A 17,691-nucleotide genomic window follows, 5' to 3' on the forward strand; every position below is an offset into this window, starting at 1 on the left:
TGGCATGAAGTACGGATGGTTAGGCATCGGTTTGTTGATGCTGGTGATGTCGGGGCGGGCGGAGCTGCCGGATTATTTCCGGATCTTGGCTGATGATTATCCGCTGCCGGGCGAGGCGTGCCGGCCGGGAACCGCGCCCGGCGGCTGGCAGCCGGCCGAATCGGACTGGACGGCCGGTTTCGGCTGCGGTCTGGCCGATGTGGAATTGTCGCCCCGGATGGATTGGGTATGGCCGGAAACGGCGCCGCGCCGGACGTTCCGGCTGATCGGGCAGCGCGGTGAAATCCGGGCGCAGTCATTTGTGGTCCGGACGTTGCGGGAGGTGAGCCGGCTGGAAATCGAAGCGACCGATTTGATTGGCCCGGACGGGGCGAAGATCGCCGCGGAAAATGTCGATGTCCGACGGGTCAAGTACCGGATTTATCAGAAAGACCGCGGCGAGGTGCAGGAAGGAAACCTGCTGCAGAAGGCGCTGCCGGGCGATTTCCCCGGCGGCTTGAGCCTTTGGCACTGGCTGTCGGTCTGGGTGCCGCCGAATGCTGCACCGGGGGTTTATCAGGGTAGTCTGCGGTTGCGCGGGGCGACGGGTACGGTACAGACGATGCCGGTCGTCCTGCGGGTGCTGGCAAAAGATTTTCCCGGTTACCCGGCCGGTTATTGGGGCGTATGGTTGCCCGGCCATTTCCACGGCAAGAGCGAAGGCGCCTGCCGGAATTATGCGCCGGAATGGTGGACGCCGGAGCGGATCGAAACTTTTTTCCGGTTTTTCCGGTCACGCGGCTTCAATTGTCCAGTCTATTCCGGCGTCTACAGCGAACTGTGGATGAGCGATGGCGAAATCCGGGCCGATTTCAGTGAAGTCAATCGCTTCGTGGCGGCGCAGCGCCGGGCCGGTGCGGATGCCGGACTGTTGCTGGATTCCATCGCTGTCGAACAGTGGGCGCACGCGACCAACCGTTGGATTGTCGAACGATACGACGGCGTGAAACCGGCCGGTTTCCTGGGAATCAGCATGAAGGACGGCCGGCACTGCACCCAGACCGGGGTGGCGTATAATGAACTGGATTCGGCATATTTTGCCGATGCGGTCCGGCTGCTGAAACGGAATGCGGAAACGAACAATTGGCCGCACTATTTCATCTATCCTGAAGAAGAAATCGACAACCGGCCGGAAAAAACCGCCGGCTATGAACACTTCATGCCGGTTTTGCGACGGATTGTCGGAGATGACCACTGCCTGGTGGTGGATAACAGCGTGGGGTATCCCTGGAGCAACCTTGACCGGGGACGGCGCGACCAGCTGCCGCACCGTTCTTACAATTTATGGGTGGAAACGGCTTTGCGCCAGGCGCGGGAAGACCGTGCTTCGGTCTGGACGTTCAACCGGGGCTGGGGGCGAACCGCCTGGGGGCTGTATCTGCAACGGATCGGCGCCGTCGGTGCCAACCAGTGGGCGGATGCCTGGGACGGCGGGAGTTACGGCGAGTGGTACAACGCTATTCCGACCGGAGATGGAACGGTGCTGACCTCGCTGAATTATGAACGGGCGGCGCTGGGCCTGCGGGATTTGGCGGTGCTGCGGGAATTGGCCGGCCTAGTCGGGGAACTGCGGGAAGCCGGCCGGGCCGGGGATGCCGATTTTTACCAAGCCAGGTTGGACGGTTTGAGTGCCTTTTTCCCGCTGGAAATGTTCTGTTGGGGGCTGGGGGAATACCAGGGTTCGGTCAAGGATGCCGAACTGGAAGCCAAGCGTTACCAGGCGCTGCAGGATATCGATGCGGCCGGACGTTTGCTGGGGCGGCCCGATTTTCTGGAAGCAACGGCGACGGCCGGCAAGCCGGCGCTGGCGGCCGCCGAAATTCCCGGAAGCCGCCGGACGGGGGCGGGTACGGCTGATCGATGGTTATTTCCGGACGGTCGGCCGACGACGGAATTTTCGTGGACCGGCAAATCGGAAACTTATCAGCGTTCCGTGGCGGTTTCCGAGCAGCAGTTTTATGAACTGTATCAGCCGCCGCCGGTGACGGTGGCCGCAGCCTGCCGGGACGACGGCCTGGAGTTGAGCTTTCGCGACCCGCGCCGGAAAATCACCGGGACTGAGGCTGTTTTGCCGGTCGAACAGGAAGACGGTTACCGGATTGTCCTGCAGCCACAGGGAAGTGAGGATACTTACCGGTTTGTGCTGGATGCCGCCGGCCGGACTGCAGTTCGGAAAAATGGGGCGCTCATTCCGGTGGAATTGCCGGCACCGCTGACGGCCGGAGCGGACGGGGTGACGCAGCGCGTCGTGCTGCCGTGGCGGCTTTTTGGCCGCGAAGCGGTGCCGGAGCAGGAGCGTTGGAGGTTCAACGCGGCGCGTTTCTATGCGGCCGGATCGTTGTACGCGACCTGGACCCCGACCCGAGACGGCGTGGAATGCAATGACGGCTATCTGGTGTTCGACCTCTCCGGCGTTCCGGCGGAATCGGTGGAGATCGGCAACGTTTATCCGGGACGCAACCGGTTGAGCGGCGTTTTGCCGGCGCCCGGTCTGCCGGTGATTTTGACGGCCCCGGATGGCGAACGATGGGAGACGCGGAGCGGTGAAGGCGGTGACTTCCTGCTGGAATACCGGATGACGAATACGTCGGCGGGTAATTGGCAATTGCGATTGGATACCCGCACGATACAATTTGCCGCGGCGGCGCGGCAAACTTATCTGACCGCTTTGATTCCCGGCGAAGCGGTGATTTCCGGAGAGCGGACGCCGATTGACGTCGAATTTTTCATCGGCAACGCCGAACGAGACTTTGAGCTTGGCGGCGCGGTGGTCGCCGATGACGGACGCCGTCTGGAATTGTCGCCGATGGCGGTGCCGGACCCGGCGCACCGGCGCCTCTATCTGGATACCGCCGGCATTCCGGCCGGGCGATGGACGGTGTTGTTGAATTTGAACGGGGTGGAACATCGGGCCGCGGGCTGCCTGAATGTTCTGGCGCCGGCTTGGTAATCTTTAGCCTGCACGGACGGTTTCGCCCGAATCCAACAGAAAAGGAGACGAAAGCCAATGATAACCCGATCGAGAATCATCGCGCCGGAGTGGCGGGTACTCGGCGGTTGGGCCGCCGTCTGCAACGGCGACTGGCGGTTGTGCGGCGCCGTATTGCGGCCGGATCAGCCTTGGGAACGGAACCGGCTCTTAAATTGTTTTCCCGGCACACCGATGCAGACTGAAACCGGCATCCGGCTCTACTATTCCCTGAGTACCCTTGCCGACGACGGTTACCGCCTTGCCGTCGCCGAGTTCGACGCCGACTGGAGAGTGCGAAAACACCCCTTGAGCGGCCGTCCGGCTGACGCCGCCTGTTTGGACGGGCTGCCGGCGGATTGTCTGGCGATCCAGCCCAACGTCCTGCGGCTGGACGAAGAACATTGGCGGATGTATTTCTGGATGCACCGGCGGGGCGCGGAACCGTTATGCCGGTTCATGACGGCGGAAAGCGGCGACGGTCTGCACTGGCGCCTGGCGCCGGAAGCCGTTCCGGTCCTCTATCAGTTCAACGACAGTGCGGTAAGCGCCGGCCGGGTGCCACCGGCATTGCGCTGCAATGATGCCACAACGGTGCTGCGCCGGCCGGACGGCGGTTGGGAACTCTACTCCGCTTCGCTCGTCGAAGTCGGCCGGCTGTCGCCCCGTTATATTCCGGCTGACCTTGCTGCCGGCAAAGTACGGATTATTCAGCGTTGGACCGGAGAGGACGGCCTCCGCTGGAACGCTCCGGAGGTGGTGATGACGCCGGATGAAAACGATGCCGCCGACCTGCAGTTCTATTACCTGCTACCCAGCGAGCTGCCGCGCGGCAGTTTTGCGTTGCTCGGCCGTTACGAAGCCGGCCGGCAGCGGCTGCGGATGGAAATGGCGTACAGTTTCGACCGGCGGCACTGGCAGCGCGGTCCCCGGGAGAACATTTTTCCGCTGCCGCCGGGCATCGGTTCGGTGGTGCCGGCCCAACGGCTGTTGCCGCTCGGCGGCAAACTGGTGCTTTTCTACAACAACAGCAACTTCGATCACAACTTCCGTACCGCCGACGGCAGCGCGCCGGCGGTGACGGTCGACCGGGCGGAAATCGACGTCGGGCGTGTGATCGGCCGCCATTTGCGCGGAGCGGCCGTATTGTCGCCGCCGCTGCGGCTGGTCGGCGATTCGGTTCGACTGTGGCTGGCGGAAGACGCGGCGCTGACCGTCGAATGGCGCGATGCGTTCGGCGACGGGATTGGAGTGCCGCCGGAAGCGTTACCGTCCGGCGGTTGCCGGATCATTCCGGTTCCGCGGCGGCTGGCCGGAGCGGTCGGTCGGCTTCGACTGACCGGCAATGGCCGATTTTTCGATCTGGAATATTGAAAAAAAGCCGTGGGAGGCGGAAATCCACCGTGCCGCGCCGACTGTTTTTCGGAATAATATCCGGTTTGGATACTTGAAGTCAACCGGATCGGCCGCTACAGTTATTCAGGTCCACAAATGTCAAGGAGGATATTATGAACCGTTTTTCTGTCAGGTTGTTGGCCGGTGCCGCGCTGGCCGGTTTCGGAGTGTTGGCCCAGGCGGCCGATATCGAATTGCCGGAACCGGAGAAAAGCGGCGGCATGCCGTTGATGGAAGCGCTCCAGTTGCGGCAGTCGACGCGCGCTTACAGTGCGGAACCGCTCTCCGAACAATTGCTGAGCAATCTGCTGTGGGCGGCCGACGGCGTATCCCGGCCGGACGGCAAGCGTACCGCGCCGAGCGCGATGAATCAGCAGACGATCGATCTTTATGTATTGCTGGCCGGCGGCACTTACCGTTATGATGCGGCGCGCAACCGGCTGATCGAAGTGACCGACGGCGATTTGCGTTCCAAAGCGGTGATGCAGGACTTTGCCCAGAAAGCGCCGCTGGTGTTGGTTTATGTCACCGATACGACGAAACGGCAGGGCGAGCAGGGGTTGTTTTACGGCGCGGTAGATTGCGGCTTCATCGGCCAGAATGTCTATCTGTTCTGTGCCGCCAACCGGCTCGGAACCGTTTTTCTCGGCAGTGTCAACGTCAAGGCGATGGAGACGGCGCTGAAGTTGCCGGAAAATCACAAAGTGATTTTCGCCCAGGCGGTCGGCCACCCGGCGGAAGAACAGCAGTAATCGCCGGCTGATTTTATCGCTTGGAACAGGAATCGGGCCAGCTCAGCGCAAGGTCGCGTGAAGCAGCCGAAAATGGTCGATCAGCCGCCGGGCGATGCTGCCGGGCGCCGGGATGGTCGGCAACGCATCGGCGGAGAACCAGCCCAGTTCGGTCAGCTCCGAGCCGTCCGGCCGGGCGTCGCCGCCGGCGTAACGGGCGGTGAAGCCGAGCATCAGGGCATTCGGGAACGGCCAGGTCTGGCTGCCGAAATATGCGATATGATCGACGGTGATGCCGGTCTCCTCGGCGAGTTCCCGGCGTACCGCCTGCTCCAGATTTTCGCCGGCTTCGACGAAGCCGGCGATCAGTCCGTAAAGGCCCGTTTTGAATTTCCGGTTGTGCGCCAGCAGAAGTTGGTCGCCGCGGGTTACCGCGACGATGATCGCCGGCGCCAGTTGCGGATAAAAGCGGCTGCCGCATTGCGGGCAAACCAGCGCGACATCTTCGGCGCAACCGACGGTCGGAGCGCCGCAACCGCCGCAGAAGCGGTGCTGTTTACGCCAGTAGAGCAGATGCTTGGCCCGGCTGGCGGCGAACTGGGCGTCATCGGGAAATTGCGCCAGCACCTGCCTGATTTCACAAACCTGCAATTGCGGCGGCAGCGCCGGCCATGCCGGTAATTCCAGCGCCAGACAGGACCGGCAATCAAATTGGCCGACGTTCAGCAGCGGGGTGGCGCCGGGCAGTTCGAGTTCCGCCGCAGTCGGGAAACCCCAGGCCCCATCGGTTGCCGTCAACAGAATTTCCCGGTCCCGGAAGACGATGACGGCGGCTTCCGGCCGGCATTGCTGCAGGGTGGTCGGATGCGGCGCCGGGGCTGGAATAAAGCCGGCGGCGCTCATCGGTCCTCCAGTTGAAAAAAGGCCCCGGCGTTGGCGGTGGTCTGCGCGGCGACGGCTTCCGGCGAACAGTGTCGTTCGGCGGCTACCCGTTTGGCGACTTCGACGACGTAAGCCGGGTGGTTGGTTTGGCCGCGGTACGGCACGGGCGCCAGGTAGGGGGCGTCGGTTTCCAGCAGCAGGCGGTCGGCCGGAATCAATTGCAGCACCTCCCGGATATTGGCGGCCCGGGGAAAGGTGACCATGCCGGTGACGCCCAGATAAGCGCCCAGCGCCAGGAAACGTTCCGCCCAGCCGGGCGTCCCGGCGAAGCAGTGGATGACACAGCTGCCGCCGGCGGCTGTGAAATCCCGGACCAGTTGGTAACATTCCCGGTAGGCGGCGTCGCTGTCGTCCTTGTCCCGGCAATGGATGATTGCCGGCAGGTGCCAGTCCAGCGCCAGCGCCAGAAATTTTTCGAAAACCTGGAATTGAAAGCGCCGGTCCGACTGATCGTAGAAGAAATCCAAACCGAGTTCGCCGATCGCTTTCAAACGCGGATGGCCGTTGAAGCCGTCGAATTCGGCAATCGAACCGGCGTACCGGTCGGCGGCGTGGGGATGCACGCCGGCGGCGAACCAGGCGAAATCGATCGCCTCGGCGAAACGCTGCGCCCGGCAGCTCTCTTCGAAATCGCCGCCGACCGCCATCAGTTTGAACCGGTAGCCGGCCGGCAGAAGCGAACAGAACGCTTCCGGCGATTCTTCGCCGTACCAATGAAAATGCGAGTCGAATAATTCCATAAATTTTAGCAATCCACTTGAAAAACGGACCGGTCGGCATTCCGTGAGTTATTGTCGTCTGAAAGAAGCGGCGACATCGTCGATGATCGTCGCGAGCGAACGCTCCGGCTGCCAGTTCAGCAGTTTCTGGATCGCCATGGTATCCGGTTTGCGGCGCGGCATGTCGTCGAATCCTTTGCCGTAGGCCAGATCGTAGGGAACCATTTCAATGCTGGAGCGGCTGTTCAGCTGGGCGATGACCTGCTGCGCCAGTTCCAGGATGGTGATGCTGTGCTGGCTGCCGATGTTGTAGATCTGGCCGCAGGAGGCCGGGCAGTCGATCAGTTGCCGCAGAGCCCGGATGGTATCCTGAACGTGGCAGAAGCAGCGCGATTGGGTGCCGGTGCCGAAGACCCGGAGCGGTTCGTTCCGCAGCGCCGCATGGACGAAGCGCGGCAGCACCATGCCGTATTGGCCGGTCTGGCGCGGGCCGACGGTATTGAAAAGACGGACGACGGTGCCGGGCAGTTGATGACTTTGATGCAGCGCCATCAGGTAAAATTCGTCGAGCAGTTTGCTGCAGGCGTAGCCCCAGCGGGAATGGGTCGGCGCGCCGATCAGCAGATTGTCCGCCTCGTGAAACAGCGGTTTGGAGGATTTGCCGTAAACTTCGCTGGTGGACGCTATGATGATCCGTTTGCCGTGCTCCGCCGCCGGCAGCAGGACATTCTCGGTGCCGTGCACGTTGGTGACGATGGTGCGGGCCGGCTGGTTGACGACCAGTTCGACTCCGACCGCGGCCGCTAGGTGGAAGATGACGTCGCTGGCGGCGATCAGCGGCCCGAGGCCGTCCATGGTGACGATATCGTCCTCGATGAACCGTAAATTCCGGTGGCCGGCGACCGCTTGCAGGTTGTCCCGCGAACCGGTCGACAAATTGTCGACGACGATGACTTCATGGCCATCGGCGAGCAGTTGCTCGGTCAAATGGCCGCCGATGAAGCCGGCACCGCCGGTGATGAGAAAACGCATAGAAAATTCCCCGAAAAAAGTTTATTCCACCGCGATCCGCCGGCGGATGAAATGCGGCCGCAGCAATTGATACAGCGCAATTGCCGGACCGGACAGGATGTACAGATTGACCAATGCCACCACGCCGTGAATTCGGAAAGCGAACAGGATGGCCAGCGCCAGCACGAACAACGCCAGCCGTTTCTTGTTGCGGCGGATGGAGAAGAACCACTTGCCCATGTGCGGATACGGGATGTTGCTGACCATCAGCAGGCCGAGCAGCGCGGCGTACACCGGCATGATGAAACCGGGATGGATGTGGGCCAGTTCGGTCGGCGGACGCTGGAAAAACAGCACGACGCTGCACAGCGCGGCGGCGCCGCCCGGTGAAGGCAGGCCGGAAAATTTTTCGGAACTTTTCTTTTCGAGGATGGCGTGGACGTTGTAGGTGGCCAGCCGCAGGGCGGCGCAGCCGAGGTAGATGCCGCAGAAAATATAAGTCATCAAATTCTGCCAGTAAGTCATTTCGGCGCGCAGGCAGTGGGTCATGATGGCGGCGATGGTGGCCGGGGCGACGCCGAAAGTGACCATGTCGGACAGCGAATCCATCTGCACGCCATGCATGCTCGCCGCATTGAAGAGCCGGGCGGCAAAGCCGTCCAGCGCGTCGAAAACCATCGCGAAAATGATGATCCAGGCGCTGACCGCGAACACGTCGATTTCATCCCGGGGATTTTCATAGACCTGCAGCGTATAAACGATGGCGACGAAGCCGCACAGGGAATTGCACAGCGTCAGCGCATTCGGCACCGCTTTCAGCCAGCGGTTATGCTGAATGAACTCCTTGAATTTTTTTTTCACGCGAGTCTCCCTCAGTTCCGGTCGGGAAGTGGTTGGTTGAGTCTGGCCATCACCGTTTCGCCGGCGTAAACCCGGTCGCCGACTTTGACCGTCACGGCGAAGTCGTCGTCGGCGGGGAGGTACAGTTCGGTGCGGGAACCGAATTTGATCATGCCGTAAATGGCGCCTTTGCGGTATTTGTTGCCCGGTTCGGCCGGGCAGACGATGCGCCGGGCGATGGCGCCGGATATCTGCCGGATCGCCAGCGGAAATTTCCGTTCTCCGGCCCGGGCCCAGCCGGCCAGGGTCATCGCTTCGTTTTCCCTGGCGCAATTCGGGTCGCGGGCGTCCAGGTAACGCCCTTCGCGGTAATGCTTGCTGACGACGCTCCAGTCGGCCGCGGCGCGGTTGACGTGCACATTGAATACCGACAGGAAAATGCCGATCCGCAACGCTCTGCCTTCAAACGGCTCCTGTTTGAAATCCTCGACCACCTCGATATCCTTGACGACGCCGTCGGCCGGGCTGACGATCAGGGCCGGGTCGGCCGGAATGGTCCGGGACGGGCTGCGGAAAAAGGCGGCCAGCGCCACATACAGAATCACGACGATTGCCGCCAGGATCGAACCGGTCCACGGCATCCAGCGCCAGGCGATATAGAGAAAAGCGGCCAGCAGAATCAGGGCGATCAAACCGCCGCCGCCCCATTCGCGTATGCCGTATCTGGTCAGGGTCATCATTTTTCGGAACTCCTCGTATCTGAATTCATTGCCGATGTCACAATTTCGGGTAACTCCCTATAATATACTCGTTCAATCGTTTTTCTCAACCGTGACTTCGCAAGAATCGCTCCGATTGTCTTTCAACGAATTACGGGCTTTTTTGCCGGCGAGGCGCTGTTGTTTGCGTATTTTGTGGCGCCGGATCAGGACAAGCGTGACGAAATAAGCCAGCACGCCGCCGATCAGGCCGAACAACAGCCCGCCGAAGAAAAAGGAAAGCGCCACATCGCCGCCCAGTTCCAGCAGCGCTTTGAAGGCGCTCAAAGTGCCGTTCTGGTGGTCGACGATGCCGGAAAAACGCTGCTTGAGTTCCGAATACCCCATGCCCCGGCCGAGCAGCCAGCCGCCGATATAGCATTGCAGCGGATAGATGAGAAAAATCGTAAAGTGGTTGGTGACGAAGGTGAACGCCACCGCCGGAATTTTGGCCGCCCTGCAGAGGATCGCCAGCGGCAGGACGACGACTACCTGCAGGCCGAACGGAACGAAGAAGCCGACAAATACCCCCAACCCGACGCCGCGGGCGGTATATTCCGCCGGCTTGTCCTGCTTCATCACTTTCAGATAGAACTGCAGCCACCACTTTTTCGTGAACAACCGTTTGAAATTGTGCCACTTCTGCAGCCAGCCGCCGCCGGGCTGCCCTTTGCCGATCTTCATCCGTCTCCCGTAGAGTTTGCCGGAACATCCGCATCCGGCATCATTTCGCCAAAAAATATCGGAAAACAATAGCATGGCAGGGATGATTTTTCCAATCATCGGCGCAAAAAAGTTTCACATCGCAGGCGAAATCGTGAAAATTATTTCTCTCCTCCGCTGGCATCGGTTCAGAAATGGGATATTTTATTTCACCGGCAGATGCCGGACGCTTCAGCCCGATCCGAAACAAGAAAGAGAGCCGTCAAGATGACATGGATTGCGTTTCTTCTGGTATTTTTTTCCGTTTTTCTGCACGCCGGCTGGAATTTTCTGAGCAAAAGCACGCGCCCGTCCGGCGCCTTTTTTTTACTCTCATCCTCGACGGCCGCGTTGTTGCTGCTGCCGATTTTCCTGGCTTCGGACTGGAGAGGGCTGGGGGTGCTGCCGTTCCGGTTCTGGCTGCTGCTGACCGGCAGCGGCTGTTTTGAAATTCTCTATTGCCTGGGGTTGGCCTACGCTTACCGGCGCTGTGATATTTCGCTGGCCTACCCGCTGGCCCGCGCGTTGCCGGTGCTGCTGGTGGCGGCGGTGACGGCGGTGTTCGGTATTGGCCGCTTTCCCGGCGTGGTCGCGCTGGCCGGCATGGCGGTGATCACCGCCGGCTGCCTTCTGCTGCCGTTGGACGGCCGTTTCCAATGGACCAATTATTGCAACCGCGCCGTGCTGTTCATCCTGCTGGCGGCGGCCGGAACGACCGGGTATACGATTGTCGACAGCGTGTCGATGGCATTGTTGCGGGAGAGTGCCGTTCAGTCGGCGCTGCGCAGTTCGCTGCAGTATATCTTCATGATCGAGTCGCTCATCGCCGTCGGGCTGGCGGTTTATGTCCAGTTGGTGCCGGTTGAACGCCGGGAGTTTCGCCGGCTGTTCCTCAAGTCGCCGTATCCGCTGATTTCCGGCGCCTGCAGCGCGTCGGCCTACCTGTTGATACTGATTGCGATGGGCCATGTTTCCAATGTCAGTTTCATCCAGGCGTTCCGGCAGATGAGTCTGCCGCTCGGCGTGCTGGCCGGCATCCTGCTTTTGAAGGAACGCTGCAGCCGGGAAAAATTATTCGGCGTCGCGTTGATCGTCATCGGATTGATGATGACCGCTTTCGGCCGGTGAGCCGAAGGCGCGGTTTCGCGGCTGTTTCGCTTGCCGCAAGGATTCTTCGCCGCAGATCAATTTGATGATTGCCAGCCGGGCGGTGACGGCACAGCCTAAGCCGGATGAGAATTCCGTTCGCAGTTCCGCCGGCGTCAGCGTCGTTCCCTGTAGAAAAATCGACAATTGAGTAGGAAAGTCGCGCTGAAAGCGTTCAGCCGTCCGGCAGCTCGGGCCGATCAGCAACAGCCGGAATCCGGTAAAAACCAGCAGCAGGCCGAACGCCAGCCGCCAGAAGGTCCAATGTCCGGCCGGGCAGGGCCGGAAACGCCAGTCGCGATCGGGCAGCAGAAGCGTCAGCCATAGCCCGAAGCTCAGCAGCAGACCGGCAAAATAACTGGAAAACAACAGATGATAAAGGGAAAAATTGTAATGTTGAAACGGGACCAGGTTCAACCGGATTTCCTCCATCGACTCTGCCGCCAGTGCCGTTTGCAGTTTGTTCAGATAGATATTCTGCAATTCCCTGGATTCCGGAGTCGTTCCGCAGGTACAGCAGAGGAATATGAAAAAAATGACCGCCAGGACCGCTCCGGCCAGCCATAACACCAGGAGCGAAGAATAATAATTGTATTTGGGGCGAAGCCGACGATAGACGACGCGCAGTTCGAGTGCTGCGACGATGGCGAGAACGAAATGGATGAGGAAGAACTGCAGGAAGGCCGACATGTTCAACGCCTCCTTTCAGAGGTTGGAGGTATTTGAGATTTCACTTTCAGCCGTTTGAATCGTTCACGATATTCCAACCGTTGGAAGAATCGGGACATTGCGCAGCCGGAAGGGGGCGAAATCCGTTTCTGCAACTCCTCCGGCGCCGGAATCATTGTCCGGCGGAAAGACGCGGACCGTTCCGGAATTCCCTGCTGACAATATGCCGCCAGCCGGCAACTGTCTCCGACGATGAAAAGCCGAAAGGCGAACAGCATGACGATCTCCTTGAATTGCTGGAAAACTTTACCGCCCGAAGCAGGAATAAGCAAATGGAATTGTCCGTAAAACCATGTCGAATTTGCCGGGAGCGACCGGGGATGAGCCGGCGTAGCTCCGCGGACCGGATCGGACTTGAAAAAACTGTCGTCACTTGCGGCGAACCAACTGTTCCGGCTCAATTGTCCAGTTCGAAATCCAGTACCAGCGGACGATGGTCGGACAATTCGGTATCCGGAATGGAGAAGTTCAGAATTTTGATCTGCGGCGAAACCAGGATGAAGTCCAGTTCTTTGCGGGGCCCCCAGGACGGATAGGTCGGCAGGTGTGCGGCATTGGCGCTGCGCAGATCGGCCGCGTCGCAGAACGCCTGAATTTCCGTCGAGCCGCGGAAGGTGTTGAAGTCGCCGGCGATGATCACCGGCAAGCCGGGCGGCACCAGCTCGGTCAGATGCCGGAGCTGTTTGCAGCGGGTCCGGTAATACAGCGACAGGTGCAGCAGCATGAAGTTGACGCCGCCGGACTCCCCGGTCAGCACCAGTTTTTTAACGCCGTGCGGCAGGAAGTGCTGAAACGGCTCGTGGATTTCGCCGGTGCTGAGCAGCGCGTTGGCTTGATATTGCAGATAGGGCAGGCGGCGCAGCAGCGAGTGGGGACCGTATTTGGCGGCGGCGAAGTGCTGGTACCGCAGATGCTCCGCCACCATTTCAACCTGGTTTACGCCGTCGGTGCGGGAGCTGCCCAGGTCGGTTTCGATCAAGCCGACGACATCGGGCGATTGCTGACGGATGAAACGGACGATCCGGGCCAGCCACAGCCGGGAGGTTTTCAGATAGCGGTGGGTGGTCAGCAGCCGGCCGCGTTCGCTGCCGGGACTGCCGGTCCCGTAAGCGATGTTATAAGTCAGGAAACGCATTGTCATTCCTCAAAACTTGATTTCAGCTCGATCGCCGGGATAGAAACGGGATTGGAAACTGAGGTGCATCCGGTCCTGACGGTCGGTAAAAGATTTCGAAGTGATACAATAAGGCCGGGCGGCGCAAAATCAATCCGGCTTGTCGTGGAAAAAAAAGATTTATGTATTATATTAGCTGGGCCGCGAAAAGTAGAAACAATGAATTTCGAGTAAAACATGAGTCGGCTGTGGAATTTGAACAGCGCCAGTGGGTATTCGGTGCCGTTTTCGGCGGCGCTCTTTTGCCTGGCCGGCGGCTGGTTCGGCTTGATTCCGGCCGGTGAGACGGTGACGCTGGTGCCGGTCAACGATGTGAATTATCCGGTTTATACCGCGACGATCCAACTGTTGATCTGGGGGAATGTGCTGATTTTTCTCGGGTTCGGGCCGTTGCTGATCTTTTCGGTCCGGGATATTCGTTTTCTATTGCTGGGCATGCCGCTGGTCTGCCTGGCGGCCGATATTCTGCTGATTTACCGGGTGCCGTATCCGGACGGCCGCTTTCAGCCCGATACCATCAAATACGCCATCGCCGAAATGATTCTGGCTCTGGTGCTGATGGTGGTGTCGACGCTGACCTGCGTCGTTTTCGCTTCGCTGCTGTATTATTTCCGCCGGGTGGGCCGCCGCCAGGCCGGCAATGCCCCGAAAGAGCCGCCGGACGCGCCTTGAGGTCAAAAATCCGGCCGGGCGGAGGCCGGCGCCGCCGTTTCGCCGGCATTGCCGGTCTGGAAAACGCCTTGGTCGATCAGCCGTTGATGAATATACTCAACCAGCTCGGCGAAGGTGGCGTGACGGAACAGGCCGTCCAGGTCCTTTTCCGGAAAAGTGAGCGAAAAGCTTTTCTCCAGGGCTTCCAGGAATTCTTCGCCATCAATGGTTTCATACTCCTGGTAGGTCAGTAACGGCACCGGATCGTTGGGATAGCACATCATCGTTGCGGGCCGTTCCCGGTATTCCACCGCCAGTTCCCGGATTTGCAACGCGATGGCGGCGCGCTTCCGGTCCGGCCAGTAGGAGACGAACAATTGACGGGACAGCGGCGGCCGCTGGGCGATGGCGGCTTGAAGAATCTTCTCATCCGGAGCCTGGAAGCCCGGCTGTCGAAATGCCTGCCAGGCTGCGGCCAAGTCCGGCAGCAGAGGCGGCGGGCATAATCTGACCGGCTGGATGACCAGATCGTTGTCCAGTTGGAATGGGGCGGATTTCCGCTCCCTTCGGCATGGATGGTGCTGCAGGGCTTGAGCCAGCCGGTTGACGATTTCATAAACTTTTCTGTCTTGGACGGAGGGCGGGAACGAAAAATGCCGCTCGATCTGCCGGTGAAACCGCAGCGGATCGGGACAGAGCAGCAGCCATTCGTCCTGCGGATAAAAGAAAAAATCCGCCTTGAAGAGCATCGCCAATTCCAAAGCGACCGCGGCGGCCGGAGGATGGCGGTAGAATTGAATGAACCGGTTGCGGCATTGCGGTTCGTCGAGCCGCAGCGGCGGGCGCGGATGGGCCGCCAGGAAAGCTTCCCGTTTTCCGGCGATCGCTTCGCTCGGGTCGGGCCAGGCTGAAAATGGGGAGCAGCGGCATTCCGTTGCCAGCTTGAAACGCCGGGACAGCCGGCGCAGCGGTTCGAGTGCCGGAAAGGCCAGCAGCATGATGAGCAGCGCGCCGGAAACCCCATGACGGTCGAGCAGGACGGCCGCAAACAGTGAAAAAAGGAAAAAGAAATTGAAGTATCTGGCGGAAGGGGGGCTGCCGATTGCCCAGCGGAGCCGGCGTTCGGTCTGCGCGGCCAATTCCGGGCAGAGGCGGAAGAACGGTCCTGCCGCCGTCGACGGCGGCGAATCAAACAGTAGGGGATTGGGAAAATAATGGAAACGGAATTGCCGCCGGCGGGCATTCCGCCGGAGCTGAATCAGCCGGAGCGGCAGTACTCCGGCCAGGTAGCTGCCGGTCCACCAGTTGCCGGTTCCGTAACAGACGACAATTGAAGCGATGAGGCAGATTGTAACTGGCAAACCGTTCATGCGTGTTGTCCTGAAATAAGTTGAAAACACAATAGAGGCCCATTCGAACCTTGTCAAGTGCGCCCTGCCGATATTTTTCTTTGAAAAAAGGCGAAAAAAACGAAAAGGGGATTGACATTTTTTTAGAAATGTGATATACTTAGATTGTGAAAGATAGTTATGAAACATAATAAAGCGGAGCAGCCGATGGAATCGTTGAAGGAACAGGACGTATTGAAGCCGCGTTACCAGCAGGTGAGCGATGATTTGTTGCGGCAGATCCGCGAAGGGAAATATCCGCTGGGCAGCCGGATCCCGAAAGAGCAGGAGCTGATCGTCGCGTATGAAAGCAGCATCACGACCATCCGGAAGGCGGTCCAGCAACTGTGCGATGCCGGTATCTTGAGCAAACGGCGGGCGTTGGGTACCTTCGTGGTCGGCCTGCCCGGCCAGGGCGACCGGTCGCGGCAGTTGTCGAAGCATTCGCCGGCGTTGCGGCTCGGGGTGCTGATGCCCGATCTGACGGCGGTGGCGCCGGAAGTGGATGCGCGGCACTGGCAGTTGAATGCGCGGCGTTTGAACGGAATTTACCAGGCGGTAGGGGAGCGTGGCTGTTCGGTGCGGGTGTTCGATCTGTCGGAGGCGGCGCCGTGGGAAGAACTGGACGGGGTGATCATCGTGCGCTGGTGGGAACTGGAGGATGACGACCGCTTCGACGCGCTGACCCGTCAACTGGATGAACGCTTGATTGCCTGGGTGGCGTTGTCGGAGTACCGGTTGCATTTGAGCTGCCGCTGGTGGGTGGCGGAAAATCTGGAAATGGAATTTTTTGAAGCGTACCGTTATCTGGCCCGGAACGGCGTAAAGAGGCTGCTGATCGTCGGCCCCGGCTACTTTGAAGCGAATCCGCGGCTGTCGGCGGCGCGTTACGCGGCGCAACTGTTTTCGTTCGACTTCGAGTGGTTGAGCAATGACGCTTCCGACCGGGAAAGCGCTTACCGGGCGCTGCAGGCCTACGCGGCCGACGGCGTTGAACCGTTGCGGAGCTTCGATACGATTTTCTGTACGACCGATCTGCAGGCGCTGGGGGTGATGGATTACCTGCTGGAACGGGGCGTCCGGATTCCGGAGGAATTGAATCTGATGGGCTGCGACAACATCCGGGAAGCGGCGGAAGCGGCGGTGCCGTTGACGACGATCGAGTTTTCCGGCGCCGAAGTCGGCCGGTTGGCGGTGGAGCAGTTGTTGAAAGCCTGGCAGCATCCGCAGGCGACCGGCGAAACGATTTTCAGCCGCGGCAAAATCGTCCAGCGGCAGAGCGTGCAGCGGCGGCTTTAAGCCCGTTGCTTGATTCAGGCGATCGGTCAAAAAATGGCCGGGCCGGGCAGCCGGGGCGAAGCGATTCCGTCCCGGCCGGCAGAAAATGATCGGAGACCTCGCTCGAAGAGCGGAACAATAATAGAAGAACTTATCATCTGAAACCAGAAAGGAAAACAAGATGAGCAAGAAATTTACGCTGATAGAATTGTTGGTTGTAATCGCTATTATAGCAATACTTGCTTCGATGCTGCTGCCGGCGCTGGGAAAAGCGAAAGCGGCGGCGCAGTCGGCGAGTTGTGTGAGCAACCTGCGGCAATGGGGGCTGGCCGGACAGATGTACGCCAACGACTACGACGATTATTGTCCGCCGGTGTGGCGCGGGACGCCGGTGGTGGCGTGGTGGTCGGCGCTGGAAGCGTATGTCGCCGGCCCGAACGAGGTGGACTGGTGGCTGCGTCCGCAGCCGGCGCTGGTGGAGTGTCCGGCGGCGACCTATGCGAACAAGAGCAATCCGGTGCGGGCGTACAGCTTGCACGGCGGGATGGGCGGCGTCTGGGATACGGCGATGGAAAAGGTGACGTCGTGCGTGTTTCCGAGCGACCTGATCATGATCGGCGATGCGACGCAGGCGTACGACGGCGTCGGACATGCCGACGCGCCGCTGACTTGCGACGCCTGGTGGACGGTGAGCGCGACGGCGAACCGCGACATCGCCGACGACCTGATAGGGTTGGATTTCGCATCGCACCAGGTTGATGCGACGAACAGCGGGACGCATGCCGGCTGGCTGCGCTATCGCCACAACAACAGTGCCAACGCGGTCTGTTTCGACGGCCATGTCGCTAGTTTCAAGCTGGCCAATGGCGGCGGCATCGCCTATAAGAATCTCGTTCACCTCTGGAATCATTGAGGCACCGGCCGGGGGAAGTAGCGGCCGCGGCTGCCGGAGGAGTGTTTCCCGACAACGATTTGATGGATTCCGCCATCCGGGAGGAGGGCGGGAGACTGCAAATTTGATTCCGGCAGCCGCGGCTGATTTATATTATTCTGCGTTCCAACGGATTGGAAGCCGTTTCAAACTTCCGCCGCGGCTGGCGGCCATTCCGGTTGTCGGCGGATTTGTCCACAAATTCGACGTTTTTTTATACTTGTGAGGACGGTTCCGAGCGATTATTGTTAAAAAAGCGCGCGATGACCTGGGGAATTCGGGCGACAAT

The 17,691-nt window shown here is 60.2% G+C and carries 17 protein-coding genes; 8 read left to right on the forward strand and 9 right to left on the reverse strand.

Annotated features, from left to right (window positions below):
- The first annotated feature begins 4 nt into the window (after nt 1-4).
- From HWX74_RS13900 to HWX74_RS13910, 3 genes are all read left to right on the forward strand, one after another.
- Complete coding sequence (locus HWX74_RS13900) at nt 5-2,989, forward strand: hypothetical protein (protein ID WP_176014106.1); 2,985 nt, start codon at nt 5-7, stop codon at nt 2,987-2,989.
- 57 nt (nt 2,990-3,046) lie between these two features.
- A complete protein-coding gene (locus HWX74_RS13905) occupies nt 3,047-4,381 on the forward strand; it encodes a hypothetical protein (protein WP_176014107.1) in 1,335 nt (444 codons plus the stop codon).
- Between the two features lie 134 nt (nt 4,382-4,515).
- Nucleotides 4,516-5,154, forward strand: coding sequence for a SagB/ThcOx family dehydrogenase (locus HWX74_RS13910; RefSeq protein ID WP_176014108.1), 639 nt, complete (start codon nt 4,516-4,518; stop codon nt 5,152-5,154).
- A 42-nt stretch (nt 5,155-5,196) separates the two neighbouring features.
- On the opposite strand, the gene nudC is transcribed toward HWX74_RS13910, so the two are convergent.
- The 6 genes from nudC to HWX74_RS13940 all read right to left on the reverse strand — a co-directional run bounded on the left by nudC (nt 5,197) and on the right by HWX74_RS13940 (nt 10,087).
- Nucleotides 5,197-6,036 (reverse strand): NAD(+) diphosphatase, encoded by an 840-nt coding sequence (nudC, locus tag HWX74_RS13915; RefSeq protein ID WP_176014109.1) that lies wholly within the window; start codon nt 6,034-6,036, stop codon nt 5,197-5,199.
- Nucleotides 6,033-6,815: a TatD family hydrolase gene (locus HWX74_RS13920; protein WP_176014110.1), complete on the reverse strand. Its 783-nt coding sequence runs from the start codon at nt 6,813-6,815 to the stop codon at nt 6,033-6,035. Before HWX74_RS13920 ends, nudC begins: the two co-directional genes overlap by 4 nt.
- A 48-nt stretch (nt 6,816-6,863) precedes the next feature.
- A complete protein-coding gene (locus tag HWX74_RS13925) occupies nt 6,864-7,826 on the reverse strand; it encodes an NAD-dependent epimerase/dehydratase family protein (protein ID WP_176014111.1) in 963 nt (320 codons plus the stop codon).
- 21 nt (nt 7,827-7,847) lie between these two features.
- Nucleotides 7,848-8,666, reverse strand: a complete 819-nt coding sequence (locus tag HWX74_RS13930) for a phosphatidylcholine/phosphatidylserine synthase (protein WP_176014112.1) — start codon at nt 8,664-8,666, stop codon at nt 7,848-7,850.
- Nucleotides 8,667-8,677: 11 nt separating this feature from the next.
- Complete coding sequence (locus HWX74_RS13935; RefSeq protein WP_176014113.1) at nt 8,678-9,385, reverse strand: phosphatidylserine decarboxylase; 708 nt, start codon at nt 9,383-9,385, stop codon at nt 8,678-8,680.
- Between the two features lie 72 nt (nt 9,386-9,457).
- A complete protein-coding gene (locus HWX74_RS13940; protein ID WP_176014114.1) occupies nt 9,458-10,087 on the reverse strand; it encodes a DUF2062 domain-containing protein in 630 nt (209 codons plus the stop codon).
- 73 nt (nt 10,088-10,160) lie between these two features.
- On the opposite strand from HWX74_RS13940, the gene HWX74_RS13945 reads away from it, so the two are divergent.
- Both HWX74_RS13945 and HWX74_RS13950 read left to right on the forward strand, forming a co-directional pair.
- Nucleotides 10,161-10,337 carry a hypothetical protein gene (locus HWX74_RS13945; RefSeq protein ID WP_176014115.1) on the forward strand — a complete coding sequence of 59 codons (177 nt, stop codon included), beginning with the start codon at nt 10,161-10,163 and terminating at the stop codon, nt 10,335-10,337.
- A complete protein-coding gene (locus HWX74_RS13950) occupies nt 10,334-11,233 on the forward strand; it encodes a DMT family transporter (RefSeq protein ID WP_176014116.1) in 900 nt (299 codons plus the stop codon). Before HWX74_RS13945 ends, HWX74_RS13950 begins: the two co-directional genes overlap by 4 nt.
- Here the strand turns inward: HWX74_RS13950 and HWX74_RS13955 are convergent.
- Both HWX74_RS13955 and HWX74_RS13960 read right to left on the reverse strand, forming a co-directional pair.
- Nucleotides 11,177-11,941: a hypothetical protein gene (locus tag HWX74_RS13955; RefSeq protein WP_176014117.1), complete on the reverse strand. Its 765-nt coding sequence runs from the start codon at nt 11,939-11,941 to the stop codon at nt 11,177-11,179. The two genes, HWX74_RS13950 and HWX74_RS13955, sit on opposite strands and share 57 nt — an antisense overlap.
- A gap of 436 nt (nt 11,942-12,377) precedes the next feature.
- Nucleotides 12,378-13,115, reverse strand: coding sequence for an endonuclease/exonuclease/phosphatase family protein (locus HWX74_RS13960; RefSeq protein ID WP_176014118.1), 738 nt, complete (start codon nt 13,113-13,115; stop codon nt 12,378-12,380).
- A 216-nt stretch (nt 13,116-13,331) separates the two neighbouring features.
- On the opposite strand from HWX74_RS13960, the gene HWX74_RS13965 reads away from it, so the two are divergent.
- The gene (locus HWX74_RS13965) at nt 13,332-13,826 is read left to right on the forward strand and encodes a hypothetical protein (protein ID WP_176014119.1); all 495 of its coding nucleotides are present in this window, start codon (nt 13,332-13,334) and stop codon (nt 13,824-13,826) included.
- Between the two features lie 2 nt (nt 13,827-13,828).
- Here HWX74_RS13965 and HWX74_RS13970 read toward each other — a convergent pair whose 3' ends face one another.
- A complete protein-coding gene (locus HWX74_RS13970; RefSeq protein WP_176014120.1) occupies nt 13,829-15,175 on the reverse strand; it encodes a hypothetical protein in 1,347 nt (448 codons plus the stop codon).
- 159 nt (nt 15,176-15,334) lie between these two features.
- Between HWX74_RS13970 and HWX74_RS13975 the strand changes: the two genes are divergently transcribed.
- Together HWX74_RS13975 and HWX74_RS13980 are read left to right on the forward strand one after the other, a co-directional pair.
- On the forward strand, nt 15,335-16,492 hold the full coding sequence (locus tag HWX74_RS13975; RefSeq protein ID WP_176014121.1) for a GntR family transcriptional regulator: 1,158 nt from the start codon (nt 15,335-15,337) through the stop codon (nt 16,490-16,492).
- Nucleotides 16,493-16,652: 160 nt separating this feature from the next.
- The gene (locus HWX74_RS13980) at nt 16,653-17,384 is read left to right on the forward strand and encodes a type II secretion system protein (protein ID WP_176014122.1); all 732 of its coding nucleotides are present in this window, start codon (nt 16,653-16,655) and stop codon (nt 17,382-17,384) included.
- Nucleotides 17,385-17,691 lie beyond the last annotated feature (307 nt).

The organism is Victivallis sp. Marseille-Q1083 (assembly GCF_903645315.1).
Lineage (GTDB): Bacteria > Verrucomicrobiota > Lentisphaeria > Victivallales > Victivallaceae > UMGS1518.